This window comes from Cryptosporangium aurantiacum (genome assembly GCF_900143005.1).
Lineage (GTDB): Bacteria > Actinomycetota > Actinomycetes > Mycobacteriales > Cryptosporangiaceae > Cryptosporangium > Cryptosporangium aurantiacum.
Window position 1 is genome coordinate 78,553 of sequence record NZ_FRCS01000018.1, and the last position, 26,434, is coordinate 104,986.

At 68.6% G+C, this 26,434-nt stretch carries 24 protein-coding genes and 1 riboswitch; of the genes, 15 read left to right on the forward strand and 9 right to left on the reverse strand.

The window, feature by feature from the left end:
• Nucleotides 1-4: 4 nt before the first annotated feature.
• From BUB75_RS36965 to BUB75_RS36980, 4 genes are all read right to left on the reverse strand, one after another.
• Complete coding sequence (locus BUB75_RS36965) at nt 5-1,414, reverse strand: protein kinase family protein (protein ID WP_178380081.1); 1,410 nt, start codon at nt 1,412-1,414, stop codon at nt 5-7.
• Between the two features lie 241 nt (nt 1,415-1,655).
• Nucleotides 1,656-2,363 (reverse strand): C40 family peptidase, encoded by a 708-nt coding sequence (locus BUB75_RS36970; protein ID WP_073264173.1) that lies wholly within the window; start codon nt 2,361-2,363, stop codon nt 1,656-1,658.
• Nucleotides 2,364-2,543: 180 nt separating this feature from the next.
• A riboswitch (cyclic di-AMP (ydaO/yuaA leader) is annotated at nt 2,544-2,717 on the reverse strand.
• Nucleotides 2,718-3,098: 381 nt separating this feature from the next.
• On the reverse strand, nt 3,099-4,928 hold the full coding sequence (gene murJ / locus BUB75_RS36975) for a murein biosynthesis integral membrane protein MurJ (protein WP_143175653.1): 1,830 nt from the start codon (nt 4,926-4,928) through the stop codon (nt 3,099-3,101).
• Entirely contained in the window at nt 4,925-5,404 is a 480-nt protein-coding gene (locus BUB75_RS36980; RefSeq protein ID WP_073264175.1) for an NUDIX hydrolase, read from the reverse strand. Before BUB75_RS36980 ends, murJ begins: the two co-directional genes overlap by 4 nt.
• Nucleotides 5,405-5,658: 254 nt before the next feature.
• Between BUB75_RS36980 and BUB75_RS36985 the strand changes: the two genes are divergently transcribed.
• Nucleotides 5,659-7,104 carry a CCA tRNA nucleotidyltransferase gene (locus BUB75_RS36985; protein ID WP_073264177.1) on the forward strand — a complete coding sequence of 482 codons (1,446 nt, stop codon included), beginning with the start codon at nt 5,659-5,661 and terminating at the stop codon, nt 7,102-7,104.
• Nucleotides 7,105-7,108: 4 nt separating this feature from the next.
• Here the strand turns inward: BUB75_RS36985 and BUB75_RS36990 are convergent, their stop codons facing one another.
• Nucleotides 7,109-8,461: an MFS transporter gene (locus BUB75_RS36990; protein WP_143175654.1), complete on the reverse strand. Its 1,353-nt coding sequence runs from the start codon at nt 8,459-8,461 to the stop codon at nt 7,109-7,111.
• A 72-nt stretch (nt 8,462-8,533) separates the two neighbouring features.
• On the opposite strand from BUB75_RS36990, the gene BUB75_RS36995 reads away from it, so the two are divergent.
• Nucleotides 8,534-9,019 carry an NUDIX hydrolase gene (locus BUB75_RS36995; protein WP_281248431.1) on the forward strand — a complete coding sequence of 162 codons (486 nt, stop codon included), beginning with the start codon at nt 8,534-8,536 and terminating at the stop codon, nt 9,017-9,019.
• 8 nt (nt 9,020-9,027) lie between these two features.
• A complete protein-coding gene (locus tag BUB75_RS37000) occupies nt 9,028-9,546 on the forward strand; it encodes a GNAT family N-acetyltransferase (protein WP_218617992.1) in 519 nt (172 codons plus the stop codon).
• Between the two features lie 140 nt (nt 9,547-9,686).
• On the opposite strand, the gene BUB75_RS37005 is transcribed toward BUB75_RS37000, so the two are convergent.
• Together BUB75_RS37005 and BUB75_RS37010 are read right to left on the reverse strand one after the other, a co-directional pair.
• Entirely contained in the window at nt 9,687-10,766 is a 1,080-nt protein-coding gene (locus BUB75_RS37005; protein ID WP_073264185.1) for an inositol-3-phosphate synthase, read from the reverse strand.
• A gap of 119 nt (nt 10,767-10,885) precedes the next feature.
• Nucleotides 10,886-11,545 carry a PadR family transcriptional regulator gene (locus tag BUB75_RS37010; RefSeq protein ID WP_073264187.1) on the reverse strand — a complete coding sequence of 220 codons (660 nt, stop codon included), beginning with the start codon at nt 11,543-11,545 and terminating at the stop codon, nt 10,886-10,888.
• Nucleotides 11,546-11,703: 158 nt separating this feature from the next.
• On the opposite strand from BUB75_RS37010, the gene BUB75_RS37015 reads away from it, so the two are divergent.
• From BUB75_RS37015 to BUB75_RS37030, 4 genes are all read left to right on the forward strand, one after another.
• Nucleotides 11,704-12,111: a DUF5318 family protein gene (locus BUB75_RS37015; protein WP_073264189.1), complete on the forward strand. Its 408-nt coding sequence runs from the start codon at nt 11,704-11,706 to the stop codon at nt 12,109-12,111.
• A 369-nt stretch (nt 12,112-12,480) separates the two neighbouring features.
• A complete protein-coding gene (locus tag BUB75_RS37020) occupies nt 12,481-15,039 on the forward strand; it encodes a transglycosylase domain-containing protein (RefSeq protein ID WP_143175655.1) in 2,559 nt (852 codons plus the stop codon).
• Nucleotides 15,040-15,252: 213 nt separating this feature from the next.
• Nucleotides 15,253-15,630: a hypothetical protein gene (locus BUB75_RS37025; RefSeq protein ID WP_143175656.1), complete on the forward strand. Its 378-nt coding sequence runs from the start codon at nt 15,253-15,255 to the stop codon at nt 15,628-15,630.
• Nucleotides 15,631-15,731: 101 nt separating this feature from the next.
• On the forward strand, nt 15,732-17,234 hold the full coding sequence (locus tag BUB75_RS37030) for a glycosyltransferase family 87 protein (RefSeq protein WP_073264195.1): 1,503 nt from the start codon (nt 15,732-15,734) through the stop codon (nt 17,232-17,234).
• On the opposite strand, the gene BUB75_RS37035 is transcribed toward BUB75_RS37030, so the two are convergent.
• Together BUB75_RS37035 and BUB75_RS37040 are read right to left on the reverse strand one after the other, a co-directional pair.
• On the reverse strand, nt 17,190-19,166 hold the full coding sequence (locus BUB75_RS37035) for a hypothetical protein (protein ID WP_084742172.1): 1,977 nt from the start codon (nt 19,164-19,166) through the stop codon (nt 17,190-17,192). The genes BUB75_RS37030 and BUB75_RS37035 overlap by 45 nt on opposite strands.
• The gene (locus tag BUB75_RS37040) at nt 19,163-19,939 is read right to left on the reverse strand and encodes a deoxyribonuclease IV (RefSeq protein WP_073264197.1); all 777 of its coding nucleotides are present in this window, start codon (nt 19,937-19,939) and stop codon (nt 19,163-19,165) included. The genes BUB75_RS37035 and BUB75_RS37040 overlap by 4 nt, the downstream gene beginning before the upstream one ends.
• A gap of 120 nt (nt 19,940-20,059) precedes the next feature.
• Between BUB75_RS37040 and BUB75_RS45810 the strand changes: the two genes are divergently transcribed.
• From BUB75_RS45810 to dnaB, 8 genes are all read left to right on the forward strand, one after another.
• The gene (locus BUB75_RS45810; RefSeq protein ID WP_143175657.1) at nt 20,060-20,956 is read left to right on the forward strand and encodes a hypothetical protein; all 897 of its coding nucleotides are present in this window, start codon (nt 20,060-20,062) and stop codon (nt 20,954-20,956) included.
• 136 nt (nt 20,957-21,092) lie between these two features.
• The gene (gene rpsF / locus BUB75_RS37055) at nt 21,093-21,383 is read left to right on the forward strand and encodes a 30S ribosomal protein S6 (protein WP_073264292.1); all 291 of its coding nucleotides are present in this window, start codon (nt 21,093-21,095) and stop codon (nt 21,381-21,383) included.
• 104 nt (nt 21,384-21,487) lie between these two features.
• The gene (locus tag BUB75_RS37060) at nt 21,488-21,997 is read left to right on the forward strand and encodes a single-stranded DNA-binding protein (protein WP_073264203.1); all 510 of its coding nucleotides are present in this window, start codon (nt 21,488-21,490) and stop codon (nt 21,995-21,997) included.
• 84 nt (nt 21,998-22,081) lie between these two features.
• Complete coding sequence (gene rpsR, locus BUB75_RS37065) at nt 22,082-22,318, forward strand: 30S ribosomal protein S18 (protein ID WP_035859653.1); 237 nt, start codon at nt 22,082-22,084, stop codon at nt 22,316-22,318.
• 13 nt (nt 22,319-22,331) lie between these two features.
• On the forward strand, nt 22,332-22,781 hold the full coding sequence (gene rplI / locus BUB75_RS37070) for a 50S ribosomal protein L9 (RefSeq protein WP_073264205.1): 450 nt from the start codon (nt 22,332-22,334) through the stop codon (nt 22,779-22,781).
• Nucleotides 22,782-23,037: 256 nt separating this feature from the next.
• Nucleotides 23,038-23,844, forward strand: a complete 807-nt coding sequence (locus BUB75_RS37075) for a CPBP family intramembrane glutamic endopeptidase (RefSeq protein WP_073264207.1) — start codon at nt 23,038-23,040, stop codon at nt 23,842-23,844.
• A 186-nt stretch (nt 23,845-24,030) separates the two neighbouring features.
• Nucleotides 24,031-24,672, forward strand: coding sequence for an AAA family ATPase (locus tag BUB75_RS37080; RefSeq protein ID WP_073264209.1), 642 nt, complete (start codon nt 24,031-24,033; stop codon nt 24,670-24,672).
• 377 nt (nt 24,673-25,049) lie between these two features.
• Nucleotides 25,050-26,426, forward strand: coding sequence for a replicative DNA helicase (gene dnaB / locus BUB75_RS37085; protein WP_073264211.1), 1,377 nt, complete (start codon nt 25,050-25,052; stop codon nt 26,424-26,426).
• Nucleotides 26,427-26,434: the final 8 nt, after the last annotated feature.

Below are 26,434 nucleotides of genomic sequence, written 5' to 3' on the forward strand. Positions count from 1 at the left end.
AGGCTTACCCCTTGACGCTGATCTCCGAGATCGCGACCTGGTACTTGCCGCTCGAGTTCGTCCCGGTGTCGGTGAGCCAGACGACCAGGAACGGCGTGTTCACCGCCTTGTCGAACGTCACCGTGGTGGTCGCGTTCGATGCGGTCTGCGACTTGCCGACGACGTTGTACGGATCGATGTCCCGCGGCTGCGAGCTGGGCTGCTCGGTGCCGGCCCGCACCTCGAACGTCGCACCCGGGTGGTCGAACCCGATCGTGACGCTGGAGACGTTCTGGGCGCCACCCAGGTCGAGGACGAGGCCCAGACCCGGCTTGAGCTTCGCGAACTGCGTCCCGTTGTACTGGTCGGTCTTCCAGACCGTGCTCGCGTTACCGTCGATCGCGTTGTCGACGTTCTTGTCCTCGGCGAAGTCGCCGTCCGGGGGATCGAGCAGCGTCGCGCGGACGATCTTCACCGGCCCGGCCTGCACGGCGGGTGCGGCCGAGGACGGACCGGCCGTCGGGCCGCCGTCACCGCCGCCACCGAAGTTCGGCAGACCGAGTGCCGCGACGCTGATGACCACACCCAGAACGACAAGAATGCCGACGACGAGCACGCCGACGCGCGTCCATCGCGGACCGCTGGTGGCCGGCTCGGGCGCGAGCACGGCGAGGGCGCTCAGTGCCGGGTCGGCGACGTCGTAGCGGCGCAGCTCGCTCGCCAGGTCGGCCGCGGTCGGCGGCGGAACGGCGGGGTCGAGCAGGTCCATCGTCAGCGCGTCGAGGTACCCAGGTATCCCGGCCCTGATCTGCCGTGGTGAGCACATCCGGCCGTCGACGCGGGTGGCGTCCGGCAGACCGGTGCGGTGCGGTGGCAGGGCATCCGGCCACTGGCCGGTCAGTCCGGCGTAGAGCAGGCCACCCAGCGCGCGGATGTCGGACGGCTGTTGCCCCGGACCGCCCAGGTGCAGATCGACGAGCGTCACCTCGTCGTCGTTGCCGATCAGGACCGTCGACGGCGTGAGGTTGCCGTGGGCGTGCCCGGTGGCGTGGATGCCGGCGAGTGCGTCAGCGGTGTTTCGGACCAGCGACGCGGCGCGCGCCGGATGCAGCGGCCCGTTGGCCAGCGTGTCGTAGAGCGTCTGCCCGTTGACCCATTCGCGGACGACGTAGGCGCGCGGCCCCTCGTCGACGGCGTCGTAGACCCCTATCACCGACGGGTGCACGATGCGACCAGCAGCGACTGCCTCGGCGATCATCTGCTCGGCAGCTTCGCCGCCGGGTACCCGCAGCTCGATCGAGACCGTGCGGTTCAGCAGATTGTCGGTCCCACGCCAGAGCGCATGGCCGGACGCCGCATCGGCGTACAGCGCTTCTTCCAGCCGGTACCGGCCCGCCAGTACTTCACCCTGCACGGGCGCGCCGACCTGTGTCACAACCCGCCCTCCCGCAGTATCGACCGCTCCGCCCCTCAGGGTAGGCCGTGCGGCGGCTACTGGGGACAGGTCCATCCTGCCTGTTGCGGCGCGTCGGACGCCACTGGATGAACAGCTCTCATAGGGAGTTGATGGTCTCAGCCTCGGTCAAGTGGGTGTTGCGGCTGTTCACACCCACTTCGACGACGAGAGGGACGGCCGAGTGCGACGCACCCGACCGTCCCTCCTCGTGTCGTCATCGTCAGACGAGACGACGCACGACGTACGTGTTGCTCCAGATCTTCCGCTTCGCCACCGGCTGACCGGCGGTCGACGCGTCCCACATGTAGTTCCCGCCGGCGTAGATCGCGGCATGTGAGTAGTAGCTGCCGCTACCGAACAGGATCAGGTCGCCGGGCTGCTTCGCCGACTTGCTGACCGACCGGCCGTACCGCGCCTGCTTGGTAGCGCTGTGCGGTAGCGACTTGCCGAACTGCTTGAAGACGTACTGGGTGAGGCCCGAGCAGTCGAACGAGTTCGGACCGGCCGCACCGAAGCGGTACGGCTTGCCTGCCTGCCGGGAAGCAGCCTTGACGACCGCGGACCCGCTGGACTTGGCCTTGACGTGGTGGTTCGGGGAGAGCGTCTTCTGCGTGCCGTTCACGAACAGCACCACACGCCAGTTGGAGGTACCGCCGATGGTCACGGTCCACTCGAGCTGACCGGACGGCCGGGCCTTCTTCGTGCTGACCGTCCGCCAGCCCTTGCTGGACTGGTACTGCAGCGAGAACGACTTGTAGGCAGCGGGTTTGCCGTCAACCGTGCCGATCGCGTGCAGCGTCGCGCGCGATCCGGTGGTGACAGAAGTGGCGCCCGACAGCTTTGCGGCGGCCGGGACTGCGGCGGCGGCCGGCGAGGCGGTGACGCCGACCAGGCCTGCGCCGAGTGAGCCGGCCAGAACGCCGACCAATGCGGTGGTCCGCAGCGGGGTGCGCCGGGTGACGGCGCGGTGCTTGGGACCGGAGACTGCGCGGTGGCGGGCACCGCCGGTGTTCTTGCCCGTGTACGGCCTGTTTTGCGAAGAAGTCTCAGTACGTTCGTACTGATTCGCGGGCAGGGCACACCGATGGGAATGCACCGTATGCAAGGAGAGTCCTTCCATGCACGCCTGCGAGGTGAGCTGTCGGGTTCGGGCGGGAAGGTGTAGTGCCCGGCCGCGCGCTGCGCGGCTTCACCCCAAGGGATCGCGCCGGATCTGATCTCCGGCGACCCCACGTACCTGTGGGTCCCCCGCCCCTGTCCAATTGGTTGGCTACTTGGAGGGACACCGCGGATGTCGTGGACAGGGCTCGGCGTGGCGAATCCTGCGGTGTGCGCGGCGTGGCTGCCGCGTCAGTTGCCGCGAAGAACTGAACCCGCGCCTCGTGGGAGTTGCCAGTCCTTTGCGACGTGCGTCACAGTCAAAGTGAGAAGTTTTTACCACTCCGAACCGATTTCACGCGTGTCTTAATTAGTTCTTCGGCGCGTCGTGGGTCGGTCACATCCTGATGTTCACCGTGTTGCGGGTTGGGAAATTGAACTGGACGAATGGCCGTCAACCTCACGTGGCGTAGTCGGGTTCTCCGCGACGGATCGACCGTACCTGCGGCGTGGCGTTTATCACGTAGACCGCAGCAGGTTGTGGATAACCCTGTGTGATTGGCCGTCAGCGGCCAGGCAGGCGACGCTTCACGGTGTTCGCCACTTCGACGACCTCCGGAACCCGCAACCGCAGCGCCACGACTGCGTAGACGCCGACCAGCACCAGGCCGCCGACGACCAGCGAGACGAACGCGCCTGGCTTGCCGATGCCCAGCCACGCCTGGATCCCGTACGCCACCGCCCAGCTGAGCAGTCCGGCCACCACCGCCGCGAGCCCCAGGCGGGTCGTCGTCCGGGTTATCCGGGCGGTGTCCAAGCCGCCCAGACGCCGCGAGAGCAGACGTCCGGAGATCAGGACGGCCACGATGTACGAGACCGTGTTGCCGCACTGCAGGCCGACCACGACGTACTCGGTCGGGAACCAGAAGAAGACGCACAGGTCGAACAGGATCTTCGCCGCGACGACCGGAATGTTCAGCAGCGCAGGCGTCTTCGTGTCGCGAAGCGCGTAGAACGCGAAGATCTGCATCTGGCTGATCGCGAACGGCACCAGCCCGATCGCAGCAGCCATCGTCGCGTAGCCGGTGGAGATCGCCTGGTCCTGGGTGAAGTTGCCCCACTGGAACGCGGTCACCGCCAGCGGGATGCCGAGCACCAGGTACGCCGCCGTGGCCGGCACCAGCACCACCGACGAGAGCCGGGCGCCGAGCGAGAGGTTGCGGCTCACCTCGGGAAAGTTGCGCTCCGCCGCCGCGGCGCTCATCCGGGGCAGCAGCGCGGTCAGGATGCTCACCGCGACGATCCCGTGCACCATCATGAACAGCAGGAACGCGTTGTTGTGGATCTGCGGACCGGGCCCGCCGCGGTTACCGGCGTAGTTCGCGATCTTGATTACCGGCAGCAGCCCGAGCTGGCTGACGCCGACGTAGAGGAACATCCAGGCGCCGAGCCGACCCGCCTCGCCGAGCCCGGAACCCCTCAGATCGAACCGCCACTTCCAGCGGAATCCCACCTTGCGCAGAGAAGGCCAGAGCACGAAGGCCTGCAGGACGATGCCGAGCGTGGTGCCGATGCCGAGCACCGCCACCTGGGCACCGGTGATTGTTTCCGGGGTGAGCGTCGCCGGACCGGGCAGCAACAGGAACACCACGGCGGTGACGATCACCGTGATGTTGTTGAGGATCGGCGCCCACGCCGGGGCCGCGAACTCGTTGCGCGTGTTGAGCACGGCACCCAACAGCGCGGACAGCCCGTAGAAGAAGATTTCCGGGAGAAGAAGGTAGGCCAGCGTCGTCGTGAGCTGGCGACTGGCGGACGTCGTCTCGCCGTCGGCGAAGAACGCGGTCAGCAGCGGGGCCGCGAGCAGCGCCAGCACCGTCGCCGCGCCCAGCAACAGCGTCGCCATCGTCAGCAGGCGGTGGGTGAACGCCTCGCCGCCGTCGGCGTCCCGCTTCTTCGCGGCGACGAGCAGCGGCACGACGACGCTCGTCAGGATGCCGCCGAGCAGGAGCTCGTACAGCATGTTCGGCAGCGTGTTCGCGACCTGATAGGCGTTGCCGACCAGGCCACCGCCGATCGCGGCGCCGATCGCCGCGGTGCGGATGAAGCCGGTCGCGCGCGAGACGAGGCTGAACAGCGCGATGACGCCGCTCGAGCGGGCGACGCTGCTGCTGCCGTCCTTCTCCGGCACCCGCTGCGGGGGAACCTCGCTGACCACCGGGATCGGAACCGTGTCGTCGAAGGGCTCCGGCCCGGCGACCGGCAGGATCACGGTGGCGTCCGGGTCGTAGCGGTCGGAGCGCGGGTGCCGCAGGTCGAAGTCAGCCGGCTCGCCTCCCAGCGGGTGGGAGCGGGGGCGCCCAGGATCGCGATCGGCCGGGTCGGACCGCCTCACGCCGGGCGCTCGAGCAGGTCGGGCACCCGGGCGATGAGCTTCCGCTCGTCCGGATAGGCCAGCCGGTCGGGGATCTCGCTGAGCGGGACCCAGGCCACCTCAGTCACCTCCACGTCGGCGTCGGAGAGCACTCCCGCCACCGCATCCAGGAGGAAATGATGCACGGTCTTGTGAATGCGACGGCCCTCGAACACGAACCAGTAGTCGACCGTACCGAGAGCCGCCAGCACGTCGCCGACGATGCCGGTCTCCTCGGCGACCTCGCGAGCAGCGGTCTGCTCGAGCGTTTCGCCGGCTTCGACGTGTCCCTTGGGCAGTGACCAGAGCAGACGGCCGCGGCGGTCGAGCTTCCCGATCAGCGCACCTTCGAGGTGGCCGGCGTCGCCCTGGACGACGAGACCGCCTGCCGAGACTTCCTCGACCCGTCGCAGCCGCCCGGGACCCCCGGGCCGACGCGGGGAACTTCGGCGGGCCATGAAACTGACGATAGCGCCCGCCTCGGGTAAACGCCGTGAGGCCGTCCAGGGACCGGTTTGTTGCTCGTAGTGCCGGTGCAGCAGGCTTCGGTCAGATGTGGTATTGGGGGCTTCGGTGCCGAAACGGGCGCGCCGCTGGGCATCGGCAGTGGATAAGGTTCAGCTCCGTGGCTGACCCATCCGTTGCCGATCCGTCGGGAGACGAGCAGGTGGCCGCTGACTCCCCAACCGTCGCCTCCGATACTGGTCTTACTGTGTCACCTACTGCGCCTTCGCCCCTGACCGCTGCTCAGCAGAGCGCGGTCGCCGAACTGCTCCGTGTCTCGCCCGTCGCCGACGACCTCGGGCGTCGGTTCCACGCTGCCGGTCACGAGCTCTACCTGGTTGGTGGATCGGTACGGGACGCCCTGCTCGGGCGGCTCGGCGACGATCTCGACTTCTGCACCGACGCCCGGCCGCAGCGTGTGTTGGAGCTGCTCAGCGGGTGGGCAGAGGCGACGTGGACGACCGGCATCGAGTTCGGCACGGTCGGCGCGGCCCGGCGCGGCCTCCGGCTGGAGATCACCACCTATCGGGCCGAGGCCTACGACCGGCAGAGCCGCAACCCGGTGGTCCGGTACGGCGACTCGCTCGCCGACGACCTGGTGCGGCGGGACTTCGCGGTCAACGCGATGGCGGTCGGGCTGCCCGATCACCGGTTCGTCGACCTGCACGGCGGCCTCGAGGACCTGACGTCCCGGACGCTGCGGACGCCCGGCACGCCGGAGGACTCGTTCGCCGACGACCCGCTGCGGATGCTGCGCGCGGCACGGTTCGCGTCGCAGCTGCAGTTCGAGGTGGCGCCCGAGGTGGTCGCCGCGATGACCGCGATGGCCGACCAGATCACGCGGATCACCGCGGAGCGGGTCCGGGACGAGCTGACCAAGCTGATCTGCGGTGCGGACCCGGTCACCGGGCTCCGGCTGCTGGTCGACACCGGGCTGGCCGCGCACGTGCTGCCCGAGCTGCCGAACATGCGGATGGAGATCGACGAGCACGCCCAGCACAAGGACGTCTACGAGCACACGCTCACCGTGCTCCGCCAGGCGATCGACCTGGAGACCGACGGCCCGGACTTCGTGCTGCGGATGGCTGCGCTCCTGCACGACATCGGCAAGCCCGCGACCAGGGAGATCCAGTCGGGCGGCGGGGTCAGCTTCCACCACCACGAGGTGGTGGGCGCGAAGATGACCCGGCGCCGGATGAAGGCGCTGCGGTACCCGAAGGACGTCACCGAGCAGGTGGCGACGCTGGTCTTCCTGCACCTGCGGTTCCACGGGTATGGGCGCGGCGAGTGGACGGACTCTGCCGTGCGGCGGTACGTCACGGACGCCGGTGACCTGCTTCCCCGGCTGCACCGTCTGGTCCGGTCGGACTGCACGACCCGGAACAAGCGGCGCGCGGCCGCGCTGGCCCGCTCCTACGACACGCTGGAGGAGCGGATCGCCCGGCTGCAAGCCGAGGAGGACCTGGCGCGGATCCGTCCCGACCTGGACGGCAACGCGATCATGGAGCTGCTCGGCGTCCCGCCGGGTCCGGTCGTCGGCAAGGCCTGGAAGCACCTCAAGGAGGTGCGTCTCGACCGCGGCCAGCTCAGCCGCGAGGAGGCCGAGGCCGAACTCTTCCGCTGGGCCCGCGAGAACGGAATCGTCGCGGACTGACTCCCTATCCCGTGCGATCGGTTTCGAGGACGGCGGCGTCGTGCGGGGTGGCGACGCTGACCGTCGCCCAGCCGTAGCGCCTCGTCCACAGCGCGACCCACCCGGCGAGGGCCAGGTGGCCGATCGCCAGGCCGACGAAGACCGGCCACGAGCGCCCGGAGTCCGGTAGCCCGAACGCGCCGATCAGCAGCCCGCTGACCACGCAGACGTTGAACAACATGTCGTAGAGCGCGAAGACCCGTCCGCGGAACACGTCGTCGACCTCGGACTGCACGCCGGCGTCGACGATGATCTTGATCCCCTGGCTGGCGCACCCCGCGACCAGCGCGACCGCGACGACGGCTGCGGTCTCCGGTACCGCCACGACGATCGGCCAGACGACTGCGGTGACGACCAGCAGGCCGGTCATCCACGTCCGTCGGGACAGGCGGCGGACGACGCCGGGCGTGACGAGCGCCGCCAGGAACGCACCGAATCCGGTGGCGAGCACGACCTGCCCCAGCCCGGTCTCCCCGCCCGGGAAGAGGCCGGAGCCGGACAGCGTGTTCCGGTACAGCAGCAGGAGCGCCATCGTCGTGACGCCGAAACCGATGCGGCCGAGTCCCACGGTCAGCAGCGCATAGGCGGCGGTCCGCCGGTCGGACAGGTGGTGGATGCCGGCCACCATGCCGCGCACCACCGAGCCGATCGTCTCCAGGCTCGCCGTCGGGTCGTTGTGGTCCGGGCCGAGCGCGAGCACGGAGAAGCCGCCTGCGAGCACCCCGGAGAGAAGGTAGGCGGCAGCGGCGAGCAGCAGGATGCCCGCGTAACCGAAGTCGCCGCCGTCGACCAGGCTGCGTAGCCCGACCGCGGCGCCGACGCCGAGCGTCAGGACGACCGTGCCTGCCGTCGGGGACAGCGCGTTCGCGGTCACCAGCTCCCGGTCGCGCGCGACGTGCGGCAGGCCGGCCGAGAGCCCACCGAGGATGAACCGGTTGACCGCAACCGCGACCAACGCGAGGACGAGGAAAGGCCCGGTGCGGCCGCCCGCCCAGAGCACGGCGGCGACACCGACCAACACTCCGGCCCGGGTGATGTTGGCCCAGAGCAGCACGTTCCGCCGGGGGTAGCGGTCGAGCAGGATGCCGGTGAACGGGCCGAGCAGCGAGTACGGCAGCAGCAGCACCGCGAAGCCGAGGGCGATCGCGACCGGCTCGGTCTGGCGGTCGGGGTTGAACAGCACCGAACCGGCGAGCGCGGCCTGAAACACGCCGTCGCCGAACTGGCCGGTGAGCCGGGTGGCGAACAACCGCCGGAAGTCCCGACGTCGAAGCAGCCCTCCGAGCTCCCGCCACGCGCCTACGGAGGGTCCACTCACGCCGCCCAGGGTAAGGGCCCTGCCGTGGCCGTAACATTTGGAGGACAGCTTCAGGGAGGCTATGTGGCCGGTGTGTCACCCATCGCCCCGACCCGCACCACTGCTGGTGCCGCGGTCCTTGTTCTCCACCACGATCGACTACTGATGATCCGGCAGGAGCGCCGAACCGGGGTTCGTTGGGAGGTGCCCGGCGGCGGTCAGGAAGCCGGCGAGACGTTGGAGGCGGCGGCCGTTCGCGAAGCGCGCGAAGAGGCCGGTCTAGAAGTGTCCGTCAACCGGCTGATCTGTACCTATGCCTCGTACCGGCTGCACACCGGAACCGTCGTCCTCGGCGCGTTCTACCTCGGTGCGGCCGTCGATCCGGCCGCCGAGCCGGTTCCGCAGCTCGACGAGGGCATCGTCGAGGTCCGGTGGGTCGATCCGTCGTCCCTGCGGGAAGGCGAAACCGGCCCGCTCACCCAGCGCGTGCTGGAGCGGTGGTGGCCGGTTCGGGACCAACCGGCGGCACCGTTCCACGTGGAACTATGGCGAAACCGCAGCGGCTACCTTCCCCACTGACCCCGTCCATGACGACGTTCGCGCAGGTCACCGGTCGACTCGATGACCGGACGGCCGGGAACCTGTACAGCGTCGTGGTAGCGGTCGTGATCGGTGGGGGTGCGATCGGCTGGGTGGGGCCGCCCAGCCGAGCCGAGTTCGACGAGTGGCTGGACGACGTCGTGGCCGCGGCCCAGGCCGGGGACGCCGTCGCGGTGCTGGCCGGTGCGGCGGGCGGAGCGATCGCCGGGTTCGGGTACTGGCGGCGGTACGCGCGGCCGACGCTCCGGGTCAACGCCGACCTGGAGAAGGTGTTCGTGGCGCCGGCCGACCGTGGGACCGGTATCGGCGGAAGACTGGTCAGCTTACTGGCGGAGTCCGCGCGGCAGGCCGGGATCGAAACGCTGACGCTGGACGTCCGCGGGGACAACATCGGCGCGTTACGCCTCTACGAGCGCCTCGGTTTCACTGAGTACGGGCGCCGCACGGGCTTCGTCGCGGTCGGTCCCTACCGCTACGACCAGGTGCTGCTCTCGCTGAAGCTCTGACGTGCGCCCTGCACACCCCCAGCGGCCGGAGGGTGGGTCAGTAACCACCTACGGAGCGGCGGGACGTCGGGGCCGAAGCCGACGAAGGCCGGTCGCGGAAGCGACCGGCCTTCGCCATGCAGGCGTCGATATAAAAGACGTCAGCGCTCGAGTTCGCCGGCGATGAAGGCCTCGACGGCGGCGTGCGCCTCGTCGTCGGAGTACTGCTCCGGCGGCGACTTCATCAGGTACGAGGAGACCGAGTTGATCGGGCCACCGATGCCGCGGTCCTTGGCGATCTTCGCCGCGCGGACCGCGTCGATGATGACGCCGGCCGAGTTCGGGGAGTCCCAGACCTCGAGCTTGTACTCCAGGTTCAGCGGGACGTCGCCGAACGCCTTGCCCTCGAGGCGGACGTAGGCCCACTTGCGGTCGTCGAGCCACGGCACGTAGTCGGACGGACCGATGTGAACGTCGGCCTTCTCCATCTCGTGCGGGATCTGCGAGGTGACCGACTGGGTCTTGGAGATCTTCTTCGACTGGAGGCGCTTGCGCTCCAGCATGTTCATGAAGTCCATGTTGCCGCCGAAGTTGAGCTGGTACGTGCGCAGCAGCTCGACACCGCGGTCCTCGAACAGCTTGGCCATCACGCGGTGGGTGATGGTGGCGCCCACCTGCGACTTGATGTCGTCACCGACGATCGGGACGCCGGCGTCGGTGAACTTCTGCGCCCACTCCGGGTCGGAAGCGATGAACACCGGCAGCGCGTTGACGAACGCGACCTTGGCGTCGATCGCGGCCTGCGCGTAGAAGCGGTCCGCGTCCTCGGAACCCACCGGCAGGTACGAGACCAGGACGTCGACCTTCGCGTCCTTCAGCGCCTGGACGACGTCGACCGGCTCGTCGTCGGACTCGGTGACCATCTCCTGGTAGTACTCGCCCAGGCCGTCGAAGGTGTGGCCACGCTGCACGGTGACGCCGGTCGGCGGCACCTCGCAGATCTGGATGGTGTTGTTCTCGCTGGCCACGATGGCCTCCGAGAGGTCACGCCCGACCTTCTTGGCGTCGACGTCGAACGCGGCGACAAACTCCACGTCACGCACGTGGTAGTCACCGAACTGGACGTGCATGAGCCCGGGCACCCGCGTCGTGGGGTCAGCGTCACGGTAGTAGTGCACGCCCTGCACGAGCGACGCGGCGCAGTTGCCGACGCCGACAATGGCGACACGTACGGAGCCCATAGGGGCCTCCCTCTCTGTGTTTCAACTCACGGTTCAAAAGGTGTGCGATCGCAGATCGGCTCCGGGAGGCGACCGGTGACCAAACGAGGTCCCGGGGGCCGATCGCGCGGGCCACCTGGCTATCCGGCTGCCGTCGGGCTGCCGGGGGTCTCCTCGTCCGGCCGGTCACCCGGCGGCGGGGAGTCAACTGAACTGTTCGACGTCGCGGGGCGCCCGACACGTGGTGACGGTGGGCGGCCCGCTTGCTCCTTGGCGATCAGTTCGTTGATCCAGCGGACCTCCCGGTCGGCTGATTCCAATCCATGGCGCTGTAGCTCGAGCGTGTAGGCGTCCAGCCGCTCACCGGCCCTGGTGAGCATCTGGGACAACCCGTCCCGGCGTTCTTCCACCCGTCGCCGGCGTCCCTCCAGGATCCGGAGCCGGGTGGCCGCGTCAGTGCGGCTGAAGAACGCGAAGTGGACGCCGAAGCCCTCGTCGTCGTAGGTCTCCGGCCCTGAGCCGGCGAGCAGAGCGGCGAACCGCTCCTTGCCGTCGGCGGTCAGTTTGTAGACCACTCGACCGCGTCGCCCGGTCAGCGGCGGTGCGGTGACCACGTCGTCGGGGTCAGGCTCGACCTCGGTGATCCAGCCCCCGGCCTGGAGCCGCCGGAGGGTCGGATAGAGCGATCCATAGGAGATCGCCGCACGAAAAGCCCCGAGCAGGGTCGTCAGCCGCTTGCGCAGCTCGTAACCGTGCATCGGGCCCTCGTGCAGGAGCCCCAGGATCGCGAACTCGAGCACCGCCGGGCCTCCTCTCGTCCACCTGGCGTTGGCTCGCGCCGATGTATCGAGACGATACATCGATCCGACGCCTCGGTGCAGAGGGACACGGGGTAATCCCCGTCATGCCCGTTGTTTTGCCTCCGCCGGCGCCCCCGTGCCCGCGTACCCTTCGCCCTGTGCGGACCCAACGGCAGGTCGTTGACTACACGCTGAAGCGCCGTGCGCTTCTGCGTGAGGTCTACGCGGGCCGGGTCGGCGCGCTGGAGGTGTGTGACGCGTCTCCGTACCTGGTCAGAGCGTCGAAGTTCTTCGGCGAGGCCACCGAGACGCGATGCCCGATCTGCCGCCGTGAGCCGGTGTGGCTGGTGCACTACATCTACGGCGACGAGCTGCGAACGTCGGCAGGGCAGGCGCGGCCGCGTGCCGAACTGGCGATGCTCGCGATGGACTACCGGGCCTTCGACGTTTATGTCGTCGAGGTCTGCCGCGGCTGCGGGTGGAATCACCTGGTGGAGAAGTACACGTTGGGTCGCGACGGCCTGACCAGCGATGACAAGGACGGTCGACGGCGCGCGGCCGACTGATCATCCGTACGGCTCGAATTCAGTCCCAGCCGCTCGCTCCTTGCGGAGGCACGGTCTACTGATAGGTGTGAGGCGCGCGTACGTTAAGTCCGGTTAAGGACGAGGTACCCGTTTTGGGTAAGCGCTGTCACTCACGATTGGATTAAAGCTGGTTAAGGAAGTGACCGGGTTGGCCCCTGGTACGGATGCCATAGGAGAGGATCGCGGACGGTGAGCTGTCATGCGGCTGGCCGACCGGTTCCAGCGGGTTCGTGACCGACGAACCCGATCACAGCAAGGCGTGGGAAATGGTGATTGCTCTGTGAGCGGCCTGTCACAGGAGCGGGTGGCTGTTTTGATCGCTTGGTGCTTCCGGGGCATGGTGGACGCATGAGTTACGGCCACACTCCGGGCGGCGGTGACGGTACTCCCGACGTCGGACCGCGTCCCTCAAGCGGCGGAACGGTGTACGGCGGCTCGGCATCTCGCGGAGCGTCGGGCAGCGGCGAGGGCGGCACCGTCTACGGCAGCCGGGCCTCGGGCTCCTCCGGCACTACCTACGGGTCGAGCGCCGCATCGTCCGGCACCACATATGGATCTTCGGCAAGCGGCACCACCTATGGGTCGAGCGCTGCGTCGTCCGGCACCACCTACGGTTCGTCGGCGAGCAAGGGCACGACATACGGCTCCGGCAGCGGCACCACGTACGGGGCGTCGAGCGGCACCACCTACGGCAGCACCGCTGTCGGCGACCGGCCGACCGGTCTGGGCCCGCGCAGCCGAGCGGCTGCGCTCGAGGACGACCAGCTCCACCCCGAGTTCGGTGGCATGCCGCCGAACGGCCCGAAGGTGAAGAAGGCGGGACGCGGCAAGAAGATCCTGATCGGGATCGGTATCGCGACCGCGGTCTGCATGCTGCTCGGCCTGACCGGCGGGGGGGTCGCGTACGCCAGCGTCGACCTGCCGGAGTTCCCCAAGTCCAGTGGCACCACGTCGATCAAGTACGCCGACGGTGGCACGTTCGCGACGTTCGCGCTCGAGAACCGGGTCGAGGTGACGCTCGACAAGGTGCCGAAGCACGTCCAAGAGGCCGTGATCGCGGTCGAAGACCCGGACTTCAACGAGAACAGCGGTGTCTCCTTCCGGGGTACCGCCCGTGCCGTCTGGGGTCTGGTCTCCGGGAACGACGATGCCGGTGGTGGTTCGACGATCACCCAGCAGTACATCCGGAACGCGCTGCAGCTGACGAAGGAGCGCAGCTACTCCCGGAAGGTGAAGGAGATCATCCTCGCCAGGAAGCTCTCCAGCAGCTGGTCGAAGGAGCAGATCCTCAGGGGCTACCTGAACACGATCTACTTCGGTCGTGGGGCGTGGGGCATCCAGTCGGCGTCGAAGGCGTACTTCAACAAGGACGTCGAGAAGCTGACCGCGGCCGAGGGCGCGGTCCTGGCAGCGGTGATCAAGGACCCGACGAACTTCGATCCGGCGAACAAGCTGGAGAGCGCTCAGGGCCGCTGGGGGTACGTCCTCGACCAGATGGTGAAAAAGGGGTTCATCGGCCAGGCCGAGCGGGCGGCGATGACCTACCCCAAGGCGACGGACAAAGGCAGCCGGACCGGCGCTTGGCGGGCCGGATCCACCGGCATCCTCGGCCAGAAGATCGAGGCCGAGCTGAAGCGGATCGGGTTCGAAGAGCAGGTGATCAACACCGGCGGCCTGACCGTTTACACGACGATCAGCAGTAAGGCCCAGCAGGCAGCGAAGAAAGCGTCCGAGAAGTACGTCAACGACGAGACGCAGAGCAAGGAGATGGCGACCGCCATGGTCTCCGTCGACCCGAAGACCGGCGCCGTCAAGGCGTACTACGGGGGCGACCGCGGATACGGCAACTATGACCTTGCCGCCGCCCCGCACCCTGCCGGCTCGTCGTACAAGCCGTACGTGCTGGCCAAGGGCATCGAGGACGGCTACAGCATCGACTCGCTGTGGGATGGCACGTCTGGGCAGAAGTTCAGGGACCGCGACACTCCGCTGAAGAACTCCGGAGACGACAACAGTTGCGGGAAGCAATGCTCGTTGACCCGTGCGACGGTCAAGTCGCTCAACACCGTCTACTGGGCGCTCACGCTCGAGGTCGGCGCTAGCGAGGTCGCCAAGCTCGCGGCGCGGGCCGGCGTGAAGACGCTGAACGGCAAGCCGGTCGAGCAGATCGCCGACGAACTCAACTCGGGTCTCGGTATCGGGCAGTACTCGGTGTCGGTGCTCGAGCAAGCCGCTGGCTACGGGACGTTCGCGAACTACGGCACGTACCACGAGCCGTACTTCATCGAGAAGGTCGAAGACGCCGACGGCACCGTGATGTGGGAGCACGCGGCGCACACCGCCGAGCCGGTCCGGGCGTTCTCCGAGGACGTCGGCAAGGACGTCTCGTACGTCATGCAGCAGGTTTACGACGCGACCAACAAAAAGATCACGGACGGTCGGGAAGCTGCGATCAAGACCGGAACCCAGCAGTACCGGGAGACCAACGACAACGCCCACGCCTGGATGTGCGGATACACGCCCCAGTTGGCGACTGCGGTGTGGGTCGGTGGCAGTGGCGACGACATCAGGCTGATCGACAAGACCACGGGCGAACGGGTTTACGGTTCCGGTATCCCCGGCAAAATTTGGCGCGACTACATGAGCACGGCGCTAAAGAAACAGCCCAAGGAGAAGTTCGAGTCGGCACCGCACCTCGGTGACAAGGCCGGCAACGCGCCGACCGAGGAACCCTCTCCCACACCTACGGAGACGCCGAACCCGGACAACCCGGACGGCGACAACGGTGACGGCGACTGGTGGGGCACGCCGAGCACCGATGCGACTCCGGACAACGGCAACGGTGACCAGGGTGAAACCGACGGTTCTGATAACGGAGACGGCGGGATCTTCAACCAGCCCGGTTAGCGGACCCGGCTCTCGACTCCCTGCCGAACGGCACCGTGCGGATCTCGCATGGTGCCGTTCGGCGTTTCGCGTCCGTTGTAGACGGTCAGTGACGGAGCCGGTTAAGGGGCATTTTCGAGCGATTGTTGGCCATCTCACAGACTGTGCTGATCCGGTTACGCGATCCGTAGGCTGCGGGACGTTTCGCATCGGTTGTTCCAGAGGAGGCACGGTATGCGGCTTCGTCGATGGATCGTTGCTTTGGTCAGCACTCTCCTGATCACCGGGGTGTTTCTCGCCGCGTCGGGGACTGCGGCGCAGGCCGGCGTTTACTACGGCCAGGACTACGGATCTGTCGTGCACAAGGCGTCCTCGGGCGGCCACTACAACCTGAACATCTGCAACTGGTCGAACGACGGTCTGTCCGCCTACCTCCGCGTCGATCCGAACGACGGACGACTGCTCGACTACTACGACACCTCTTACAGCGCGCCTGTCCCGGGCGACTTCTGGGCCGGCTGCGTGAGTATGACGAAGGGCTTCTACATCCGGAAATATCGCGTGTGCGACCCGAACGGTTGCGGACCCTGGGCGCTTCCGGACGTCGACTGACGCCTCACTGACGACCGATGCCCCGTCCGGCGTTTGTCGGACGGGGCATCGTCTTTGGTGTCGAGCCCGAGTGATTTCCCCTCGTGCGGCAGGATCGTGGCGTGACCCAGCGAACGACCGAGCGCACCGACGTCGACATCGTGATCCCGAGCCACAGTGATCGGGTCGTGGCCGGCCTGTCCCAGGCGGTCGGCGGACCACTGGGCCGACATGCCAGCCTGCGCAAACGGTTCTGGACGCCGCTCCAGGTGGCACTGCTGCTGACCACGCTGGTCTTCGCGTTCAACTGGGTCCAGAAGTCCCCGTGCCGTGACGGCGCCTGGGACAACTACGACCAGTACCGCAATGCCTGCTACACCGATGTCCTCGCGCTCTACTACGCGGAGGAGCTCAACAAGGGGTACATCCCCTACATCGAGCACGAGGTCGAGTACCCGGTGCTGACCGGGATCATGATGGGCGTGATCGGCCTGCCCGTTCACGCGCTGGTCTCCAGCGGTGCGGTGGACTTCCTGACGCCGGGGGACCCGAACGAAGGCACGATCTTCTACGACCTGACCGCGCTCGCGCTGGCCGGATTCGGTCTGATCACGACGTGGGCGGTGGTTCGCTCGCGGGCGCGGCGACCGTGGGACGGCGTCATCGTGGCGCTGGCGCCCGCGGTCTTCGTCACCGCCACCGTCAACTGGGACTACCTGGCGATCGCTCTGACCGCGCTGGCGATCCTCGCCTGGTCGCGAATGCGGCCCGGATGGGCAGGTGTGTTCTTCGGGCTGGCGACCGCGGCGAAGTTCTATCCGTTGCTGATCCTGGGTCCACTGGTACTGCTCTGTTTCCGACGGCGGACTACCGAGGCGCGGCTCTCCGCACTGACGACCGTGAGTAGCGCCGTCTTCACCTGGCTCGTGATCAACGTGCCGTTCGCGATCATGGCGCCGGACGGCTGGTCGAGGTTCTTCCGCCTCTCGTCGGAGCGTCCGATCGATTGGGGCACGTTCTGGTACATCGGCACGCACATTCCGGTCGGCCGGACCGCGGAGGGCAAACCCGATCTGGGTCTACCGCCATTCGTCTGGCTCGGTGACCACATTCCGGCGCTGAACGCGACCGCGTGGGTGCTCTATGCCCTCTGCTGCATCGGGATCGCGGCGCTGATCATGTTCGCCCCCCGTCGGCCGCGGCTGGGCGCGATGGCGTTCCTCGTCGTCGCCGCGTTCCTGCTGACGAACAAGGTGTGGTCGCAGCAGTTCGTGCTGTGGCTGGTTCCGCTGGCGGTGCTGGCCCGGCCGAAGTGGCGCGCGATCCTGATCTGGCAGGCCTGCGAACTGGCTTACTTCTTCTGCTTCTACCAGATCCTGATCCGTGTCTCCGGCGGCAAGAACGCGGTGCTGCCGGAAGCGGCGTTCACGCTGGCCAGCATCGCCCGCTGGCTCAGCGTCGCGGTTCTGTGCGGGCTGGTAGTGCGGGAGGCGCTGCGGCCGGAGCTGGACGTCGTCCGACGGGACGGCGTCGACGATCCGGAGGGCGGAGTGCTCGACGAGAGCACCCCGCCACCCCGATCACCGCAGCTCGAAAAGCACCCCGTCGCCGCGGTCGATACGTGACAGCGGCAGTCCGTCCACACTGGCCGTGAGTATCCGCTCGTAGTCCGTTCCGACGGCGCTGTAGTCGCCCTCGCGGAGGACGAGCACGGTCTTGATTCCCAGGTCGCGGAAGTACTGGATGCTCTCCGCGGACGGGAAGACCGTCGCCGCCGCTCGGATCTGCTCTTGCGAGTTCGGCGTGAACCCGGAGACGCCGTTGACGATCTTCGGGAACCCGTCCGTGGACCAGAGCATCGGCCATTGGTCGCGGGCGTCGCTGGGCAGCACCAGCACCGGTCCGGTGATGCCACGGAACGACTGCGGCACGGCGGGCGCAGTCGGGTGCGGTGTGGTGTTGAGGCCTTCGACGCCTACGAGGAGCGCCGGAACCAGTGCGGCGGCGACGACCAGCCTTGCTGTTTTTCGGGGGTGCGTTCGCGGCGCCAGGCGGTTGCCGAACGCGGTGACCGCGCCCGCCGCGAGCAACGCGAGCACCAGCGTGGTCCAGATGACCAGCCGACCGGGCGTGCGGATCGCGTCCCAACCCGGCAGGTACCGGTAGAGCAGCAGGTAACCGGGTTCGCCGCCGAAGAACGTGGTGCCCATCCCGAGAACGACGCTGACCACGGTGGCGACCGCCAGCCAGAGGCGCTGCCGCACGGTCCAGACGCTGAAGAACAGGCCGACCGCCGCACAGGCCAGGAGGAAGACGCCGGGCAGCATCGTCATCTCCGGTGCCCAGAGCAGCGTGCTGCGGGACTGGGCGGAGCTCTCACCCCAGAGCCACGAGGTCTCCGGTGCGGTGAGGAAGCCCCGCAGCGGTGGGGAGAACAGCGTCAGGTCGCTCTCGGTGCGCCGGGCGTGCGGGTGTGCCTCGACCACACGCAGGTACGGCCGGGCCATCAGCGCCGTGATCGTGAGGAACGCGAGTGCGCCTCCGGCGTCCGCGATCAGGAGGCCCTTGCGTAGGCGCGGGCGCCCGGTGACGAGCCAGCCGATCGCGGACGCGACGCAGACCCCGCCGAGGACGTAACCGAACGGCAGCCCGATGCCGAACCCGATCGTGATCTGCCAGCACGCCAGGCCCCAGCCCACGGCGGCCCAGCCGGGGCGAACCTCTTCGGGCCGGTAGCCACGCGTCAGGGACCACCCGTGGCCCTTCGCCAACGCGGCGAGCGCCAGCGCGATCCCGCCGGTCGAGAGCACGTGCAGGTGGCCCGCCTGGCCGAGCCGCCAGGGCGCGTAGCCGATCGCGAGACCGGCCAGCACCGCACCGGGCCACGCCGAGCCCAGCCGCTTCGCCAGCGCGTATCCGCCGACCGAGGCCAAATAGAACGCCAACACGTAGGCGACGTTGTACCGGACCAGCGCGGCGGCCGGCCCCTCGCCGACAAAGCCGAGCGGCGCGTAACCGAGCAGGCTGTCGGTGAACGCGAACGAGTCGGCCTCGGGGTAGAGCGCGTTGGACTGCCAGAGCGCGTCCGGCTGGGTCAGCAGCGCGTGCCCGCCCCAGGCCAGCTCCCAGGCGATCAGCAGCGGGTCGAACACGTCCTGCGGGACCGTGGTGGACGGGTTCTTCAGCGTCGGCCAGGTCATGACCACGGCGACGAGTGCGAAGCCGAGACCGACCAGGGTGAACTCACTGGTCGTGAATCGGTGCAGGAGGTAACGCCACCGCGGTGTCGCCTGCCGAACGTCTGCGTTCGGCTGCGCCTTCACTGCTTTGTGGACGTCAGGCCGACGGCGTTTCTCGGGGTGCTCGCCGTCCGGGCCTGTGCTGTCCGGGCCTGTGTCGTCCGGGCGCGTGCCGTCCGGGCGCGTGCCGTCCGGGCGCGTGCCGTCCGGGCGCGTGCCGTCCGGGCTGGGGGCGTCGTCGGGGTGGTCGTCGTTCGGATGGGTGTCGTCGGTCGGGGCGTCGCCGGGTGGGGCGCTGCCTTCGTGCGAACCGCTCACTTGGCCAGCCGTTCCCGGAGAAAAGCGATGTCCGCGGACTGGCCGTCGTCCCCGCCGGGCGTCTCGCAGATCGCCGGCGCCCCGGCCGCAGCGACGGTGGCCACCAGCAAGTCGGCGTCGATCTGGCCGCTGCCGAGGTTCTCGTGCCGGTCGCGGCCGGAGTCGAACGGGTCCTTCGAGTCGTTGACGTGCACCAGGTCGATGCGGCCGGTGATCGCCTTGACCCGATCGACGACGCCGAGCAGATCCTCGCCGCCGGCGTGGGCGTGACACGTGTCCAGGCAGAAGCCGGGCTCGTACTCGCCGATCGCGTCCCACAGGCGGGCCAGCCGGTCGAACCGGCGGGCCATCGCGTTGTCACCGCCCGCGGTGTTCTCGATCAGGATCGGCAGCGGGAATCCACCGGACTCGGCGACCTGGGCGAACGCCTTGCGCCAGTTGTCGAACCCGACCTCGGCGTCGTCACCCTTGCCGACGTGACCGCCGTGCACGATCAGCCCCTTGGCGCCCACCGCTGCGGCCGCCTCGGCGTGCTGGCCGAGCAACTTCCGGGACGGGATCCGGATCCGGTTGTTCGTGCTGGCCAGGTTGATGACGTACGGCGAGTGGATGTAGACGTCGACCGGGCTGGCGATCAACGCGGCAGCGTCTTCGCGCGGCACCGGTTTCTTCCATCCCTGCGGGTCACCGAGGAAGAACTGGACCACGTCGGCGCCGCGAACGGAGGCGGCGGCCAGCGGGTCGGCGGGGTCGACATGGGCACCGATACGCATGGCGCGAGCTTAGGGCAGGGCTACGACGTTACGGAGAGTTCGGCCACACTGCCCGCGGCTCCCGGGCGTCACCGGTGCGGTGGGGCGTCGTTGTGCGTACCGAACGTCTGGGGAGGGCCGGTGTCGAGACGGCAGCAGCGCACGATCACCCTGCTCCTGGCCGCGCTGTCAGCGCTGACGTCGTTAGGTCCGGCGCCCGTGCGGGCAGCCGACGCGACGATGACGTTCAACAGCGTGTTGAACGTCGTCGGGGTGCTCAGCGCGATCACGGTCGGGCCGACCGCGGTGACGGTTCCGGCCGGCGGCGAGGTTCTCTTCGTGAACGCCACCGCGGTCGTGCTCAGGGTCACGGTGGGCGGGGAGTCCACCCGCGTAGAGCCGGGCGGCTCGGCGTCGATGCTGTTCACCGGCACCACCAGGGCCGAGACGTTCACCGCCGTCGCGAGCGCGGCGAACGTCCCGCTGGTGGGGGCACTGACGTCCTCGGCCGGGCGGGTCACCGTGCTCGCGGCCTCGCCCGACGAGGCGGAACCGAGGTCGACGTCCGGGCCGGACAGCGCCGACCAGCGTCGGTCGGAGTCGCCGGGCCCCGACGACGGGTCGGCACCGAGCGGGCCCGCCGGCGCGACCCCCAGCACCCGGAGCGGCGCGGTGATCCCTCTCGCGCCGAGCAGCTCGGCCTCCGTGCACCCGAGTTCCTCGCCGTCGCCCACCGGCCCTTCCGAAGACCGGGGACGGGACGACGCCGACGACGCGGTGACTCCGGAGGGTGAGCGGCCAGGCTCACCCGATCTGGACCCGGCGGACGCCGAGGTCTCCCCGGTACTGCCCCCGTTCCCCGGGTTCTCCAGCACCCATGACCAGCTGGGGCTCGTCGTCCTGCTCACCGCCGTGGTGATCGCCGGCCTGGGCGCGGCCGCGTTCCGCACGGTGCTCGCGTATCGACCGGTGGTCGAGGTCGGCGCCCACTCGCAGGCCGCCAGGAAGGCGCGGACGCTACGCCGGAAGCGCGGGTGACGATCCACAGGCGGCGCGGCGGCGGTCGGTAGCACTCCGTCTGCGCTGGTAGGGTGGTCGGGATTGCATGACGCGATCGACCCTCCTGTCACGGACCGACCGTGACCGCCTGAGTCCAAAGGAGGTGGGTTCCACCTTGCGTCATTACGAAGTCATGGTGATCCTCGACCCTGATCTCGAGGAACGCACCGTCGCTCCCTCGCTCGACACGTTCCTCAACGTGATCCGTACGTCCGGTGGCAGCGTCGAGAAGGTCGACGTCTGGGGCCGGCGTCGGCTCGCGTACGAGATCAACAAGAAGGTCGAAGGCATCTACGCCATCGTCGACCTGAACTCGGAGCCTCCGGCTGTCGCGGAGCTCGACCGTCAGCTGAACCTCAACGAGTCCGTTCTGCGGACCAAGGTCATCCGACCCGACCAGCGCTGAGGCGCTGAGAGCAACCGATTTCGTCGTACCCCTCGGGCAGGCTGAGCGACCAAGCAGCAGTTCGAGAACTCAGTGACGAGATCGGTTGAGGAGGATCGCACCCCATGGCAGGCGAAACCGTCATCACCCTGGTCGGCAACCTGGTTGACGACCCCGAGTTGCGCTTCACCCCCAGTGGCGCAGCTGTGGCTAAATTCCGGCTCGCTTCGACGCCGCGTACCTACGACCGGCAGAGCGGGGAGTGGAAGGACGGCGAGAGCCTCTTCCTCACCTGCAACGTCTGGCGGCAGGCGGCCGAGAACGTAGCCGAGTCGCTGCAGCGCGGCATGCGGGTCATCGTGCAGGGCCGGCTCCGGCAGCGGTCCTACGAGACCCGCGAGGGTGAGAAGCGCACCGTATTCGAGGTCGAGGTCGACGAGGTCGGCCCGTCGCTCCGCAGCGCGACCGCGCGGGTCAACAAGACCACCCGCGGCGGTGGTGGCAGCAGCAGCGGCGGTTACGGCTCGTCCGGCGGCGGCAACACCGGCGGTGGGGCGCCAGCAGACGACCCGTGGGCCGTGGCGACGCCAGCAGGCAGCGGGGGCGGCTCGTTCAGCGACGAGCCCCCGTTCTAACGGCAGCGTCGGCCACAGCCGCGTAGAGCCACCGATCGCACTCACTCGTGTTCGACGCCGAGTGAAGCAGAGTAAGGAAGACCCATGGCCAAGCCGCCCGTGCGGAAGCCCAAGAAGAAGATCAACCCGCTCGACAAAGACAAGATCACTTACATCGACTACAAGGACACGGCGCTGCTGCGGAAGTTCATTTCCGACCGCGGCAAGATCCGTGCCCGTCGAGTGACCGGTGTGTCGAGCCAGCAGCAGCGGCAGATCGCCCGCGCGATCAAGAACGCCCGCGAGATGGCGCTGCTGCCCTACACCAGCACCGCGCGCTGAGGAGGGCGAGGAAATGAAGATCATCCTCACCTCTGAGGTCAGTGGCCTCGGTTCGCCCGGCGACATCGTCGAGGTGAAGGACGGCTACGGCCGTAACTTCCTGCTGCCGCAGGGCAAGGCCATCCTGGCCACCCGCGGTCAGGAGAAGCAGGTCGCTCAGATCCGGCGGGCGCGCGACGCCCGTCAGGTGCGCGACCTCGACCACGCCCAGGAGATCAAGGGCCAGGTCGAGAAGCTGAAGGTTCAGCTGGCTACTCGCGCAGGCGAGGGCGGCCGGCTGTTCGGTTCGGTCACCGCTGCCGACGTCGTCGCGGCCGTGGTCCGCGCCGGCGGTCCGGAGCTCGACCGGCGTCGGCTGGAGCTGCCCGGTCACATCAAGACGACCGGGTCGCACAAGGTCGCGGTGCGGCTGCACCCCGACGTCTCCGCGCAGATCTCGCTCGACGTCGTCGCGGACAAGTAAGTCTCGCTCGTCGTTGATGGCCGGCCCGGGTCTCCGGGCCGGCCATCGCCGTCTCCGTGGCCCGGTCCGTGTCGTGCCGTGCGGTGCGTGGCGCGGCGCGGGTGCCGTGCGTGGCGCGGCCCTGTGCCGTGCGTGGCCCGTGCCCTGCGTGGCGCGGTGCCGTGCGTGGCGCGGTGCCGTGCGTGGCGCGGTGCCGTGCCGTGCCGTGCGTGGCGCGGTGCAGGCAGGGCACGGGCAGGCTGAGTAACCTGCTCCGGTGAGCGTGCGGACGATCCTGGCGCCCGCTCGGCCGGCGGAGCCGACTGTGGTGACCGACCCCGCCGAGCGGCGTGCCCTCGCGATCGAGGTCTTTCTGGTCTTCGCCCTGACGCTCGGGCTCTCCGGCGTCCGGAGCCTGTTGTCGCTGCTGGACTCGCTGCTGCAGCCCGAACCGCTGTCGGACCAGACCGTGGCGCTCAACGTGTCGCGTGCGGCGGCGAACCTGATCGACCTGGCCTATCAGCTGTTGTCGGCCGGTCAGCTCGGCGTCTGGGGCGGCCTCGGGCTGTACCTGCTCTGGCGTTCGGGTATCGCCCCGCGGGCGATCGGGCTCGGTCGGGACCGGATCCGCGGGGACCTCGCGGGCGGCGCGGGGCTGGCGGCCCTGATCGGGCTACCCGGCCTGGCCTTCTACCTGGTCACCCGGGCGATCGGGATCAACCTGACCGTGGTGCCCGCGGCGTTGAACGACGTCTGGTGGCGTGCGCCGGTGCTGATCATCGCGGCGATCGCGAACGCGTGGGCCGAAGAGGTGCTGGTCGTCGGGTACTTCATCACCCGGCTGCGGCAACTCGGGTGGGGCGAGAACAAGTCGCTGCTCGCCGCGGCGGTTCTGCGCGGCTCGTACCACCTCTACCAGGGCTTCGGCGGCTTCCTCGGCAACCTGCTCATGGGGCTGGTCTACGGCCGGTTCTGGCAGCGCACCAACCGGCTGTGGCCGCTCGTGATCGGGCACGCCCTGATCGACATCGTCGCGTTTGTCGGTTACACGCTGCTTCATGAACACGTGTCCTGGCTACCGTAGAGAGACGGAACGTGTGCGCTTGGTCACGACTGACGCCTGAAGTGTCCGTGTGGTGACTGGACACAGCCGAATCTTGCGCGGGCGTGTGCACACTGAAGCATGAGAGTCGGGACAGCCGTTCTTTCATCCGCCTTGTTCTTCGCCCCTCCTACCCCCAGCACCGATCAGGCCGGTCCACCGGAGCCGGTGCCGGCCGCGACCCGCGCCCCACGCGGCGGGGCGTCTCGGCGCGGTGGCCCCGCGCGCCTCGGCCCGACCGAGCCCGATCCCGGTGAGGCGCCCCGGCTTCCGCTGCCGCGCCGCGCGTTCGTGGTCGTCGGTGGCGTCCCCGGCGCAGGGAAGAGCACGCTGCTGCACCGGCTGCGCGTCACGTCGCCGCGGGGCGTGTTCAGCGTGCGGGACCCCGAGGACATCCGGACGCGCTGGGAGCGCCTGCTCGGCGGCCGGCGCGGATACCGGATCTGGCGTCCGCTGGTCTACGCCGAGCACTACCTCCGGCTGCTGCTCGCGTTACCCGGCCGGAAGACGATCGTGCTCCACGACACGGCCACCCGTGGCTGGGCCAGGCGCCTGCTCAGCATCGTCGCGCGGTTGTCTCGTCGTCCGGCGATCCTGCTGTGGCTCAACGTCTCGTTGGCCGAGTCGCTGGACGGTCAACGGATCCGTGGCCGGAAGGTCCCGGCGCGGACGGTGCAGCGCCACTGGCGGCGCTGGACACGCTTACGCCCGCTGACCGAGGAAGGCGAGCCGGGTTACGCGTCCGTCCACACGATCACCCGCGACACTGCCCGCCGCATCGTTCTGGAGCCGGCTCCCCGTCGGCGGTGAGCGGGTGTCCACTCGGCTGTGGACAGCGCATGTACACAGCGATGCGGCGCGTTACCCACCGTCACCAACGTCGACGGTGTCGGGCTGACTAATTCCCGTCCACACCCGGTGGACGCACGTTTCCGCAGTTCAGAGGCCTAATTCGGCCCGAAAATACTTCCTCGTTCACACCTTCCTGCACAGATCCCACACAGAGTTACCCCCCGTCTTCCACAACGTTGTCCACAGGCCTGTGCACAGGCCGGTTTGTCCGCAGCCGCCCCGGCTTTCTATCGTCGACTCACCCGGCTCAGCGGGAACTGTCGGACCCATCCGGTACGACAGTGGTGACGTGCTCCGGGTTGACGGGGGCGCTGGAGTGCCGGGGAGGGACGCGGGTGGCCGTCAGCGACGAGGTCGAGTCCTACGCCCCACCGAGCGACTTCGACCGCACGCCTCCCCAAGACCTCGCCGCGGAGCAGAGCGTTCTCGGCGGCATGCTGCTCTCCAAGGACGCGATCGCCGACGTCGTGGAGATCGTCCGTTCCAACGACTTCTACAAGCCCGCGCACGCGCTCGTCTTCGACACGATCCTCGACCTCTACGGCCGCGGTGAACCCGCCGACCCGGTCACGGTCGTCGCCGCTCTGGCCGACCGTGCCGAGCTCGCCCGCGTCGGCGGTGCTCCGTACGTCCACACGCTGATCCAGCAGGTGCCGACCGCCGCCAACGCCGCTTACTACGCGCGGATCGTCGCCGAACGTGCGATCCTCCGCCGCCTGGTCGAGGCAGGCACCCGGATCGTCCAGCTCGGGTACGGCTCGGCCGCCGGCGCCGGACGCGAGGTGGACGACGTCGTCGACATGGCGCAGCAGGCGGTCTACGAGATCACCGAGAAGCGCACCAGCGACGACTACACGGTCCTCGAAGAGCTGCTCCAGCCGACGATGGACGAGATCGAGGCGATCGGCGCCACCGGTGGCGTGATGAGCGGCGTCCCGACCGGGTTCGCCGACCTCGACCGGTTGACGAACGGCCTGCACCCCGGCCAGCTGATCATCGTCGCGGCCCGTCCCGGTCTCGGTAAGAGCACGTTCGGCCTCGACGTCGCCCGCTCGGCGTCGATCCGCAACCGGCTCACCTCGGCGGTGTTCAGCCTGGAGATGTCGAAGATCGAGATCACCATGCGGTTGCTCTCCGCCGAGGCTCGCGTGCCGCTCCACCACCTGCGTTCCGGGCAGCTCTCCGAGGACGACTGGACCAAGCTGGCCCGGCGCATCGGCGAGGTCAGCGAAGCGCCGCTGTTCATCGACGACTCGCCGAACATGACGATGATGGAGATCCGGGCGAAGGCGCGGCGGCTCAAGCAGCGCCACGACCTGCGTCTTGTCGTCATCGACTATCTGCAGCTGATGACCGGCAACAAGCGGGTCGAGTCCCGCCAGCAGGAGGTCGCGGAACTCTCGCGTGGCCTCAAGCTGCTGGCGAAGGAGCTCGAGGTGCCGGTGATCGCGGCCTCGCAGCTCAACCGTGGCCCGGAGCAGCGCACCGACAAGCGTCCACAGCTGTCGGACCTGCGTGAATCGGGGTCGATCGAGCAGGATGCCGACATGGTGCTACTGCTGCACCGCGAGGACTACTACGAGAAGGAGTCCCCGCGCGCAGGTGAAGCCGACTTCATCCTGGCCAAGCACCGTAACGGCCCGACCGACACGGTGACCGTGGCCTTCCAGGGGCACTTCAGTCGATTTGTCGACATGAGCACGGGTGTCTGACCACAAGA

Excerpts from the sequence above, each read along its gene's own strand:
- BUB75_RS37020 (WP_143175655.1), top strand. The coding sequence starts at position 12,481 with ATGAGTTACGGCCACACTCCGGGCGGCGGTGACGGTACTCCCGACGTC.
- BUB75_RS37040 (WP_073264197.1), bottom strand. The coding sequence starts at position 19,939 with ATGCGTATCGGTGCCCATGTCGACCCCGCCGACCCGCTGGCCGCCGCC.
- rpsR (WP_035859653.1), top strand. The coding sequence starts at position 22,082 with ATGGCCAAGCCGCCCGTGCGGAAGCCCAAGAAGAAGATCAACCCGCTC.
- BUB75_RS37025 (WP_143175656.1), top strand. The coding sequence starts at position 15,253 with ATGCGGCTTCGTCGATGGATCGTTGCTTTGGTCAGCACTCTCCTGATC.
- BUB75_RS36980 (WP_073264175.1), bottom strand. The coding sequence starts at position 5,404 with ATGGCCCGCCGAAGTTCCCCGCGTCGGCCCGGGGGTCCCGGGCGGCTG.
- BUB75_RS37060 (WP_073264203.1), top strand. The coding sequence starts at position 21,488 with ATGGCAGGCGAAACCGTCATCACCCTGGTCGGCAACCTGGTTGACGAC.
- rplI (WP_073264205.1), top strand. The coding sequence starts at position 22,332 with ATGAAGATCATCCTCACCTCTGAGGTCAGTGGCCTCGGTTCGCCCGGC.
- BUB75_RS37005 (WP_073264185.1), bottom strand. The coding sequence starts at position 10,766 with ATGGGCTCCGTACGTGTCGCCATTGTCGGCGTCGGCAACTGCGCCGCG.
- BUB75_RS37000 (WP_218617992.1), top strand. The coding sequence starts at position 9,028 with ATGACGACGTTCGCGCAGGTCACCGGTCGACTCGATGACCGGACGGCC.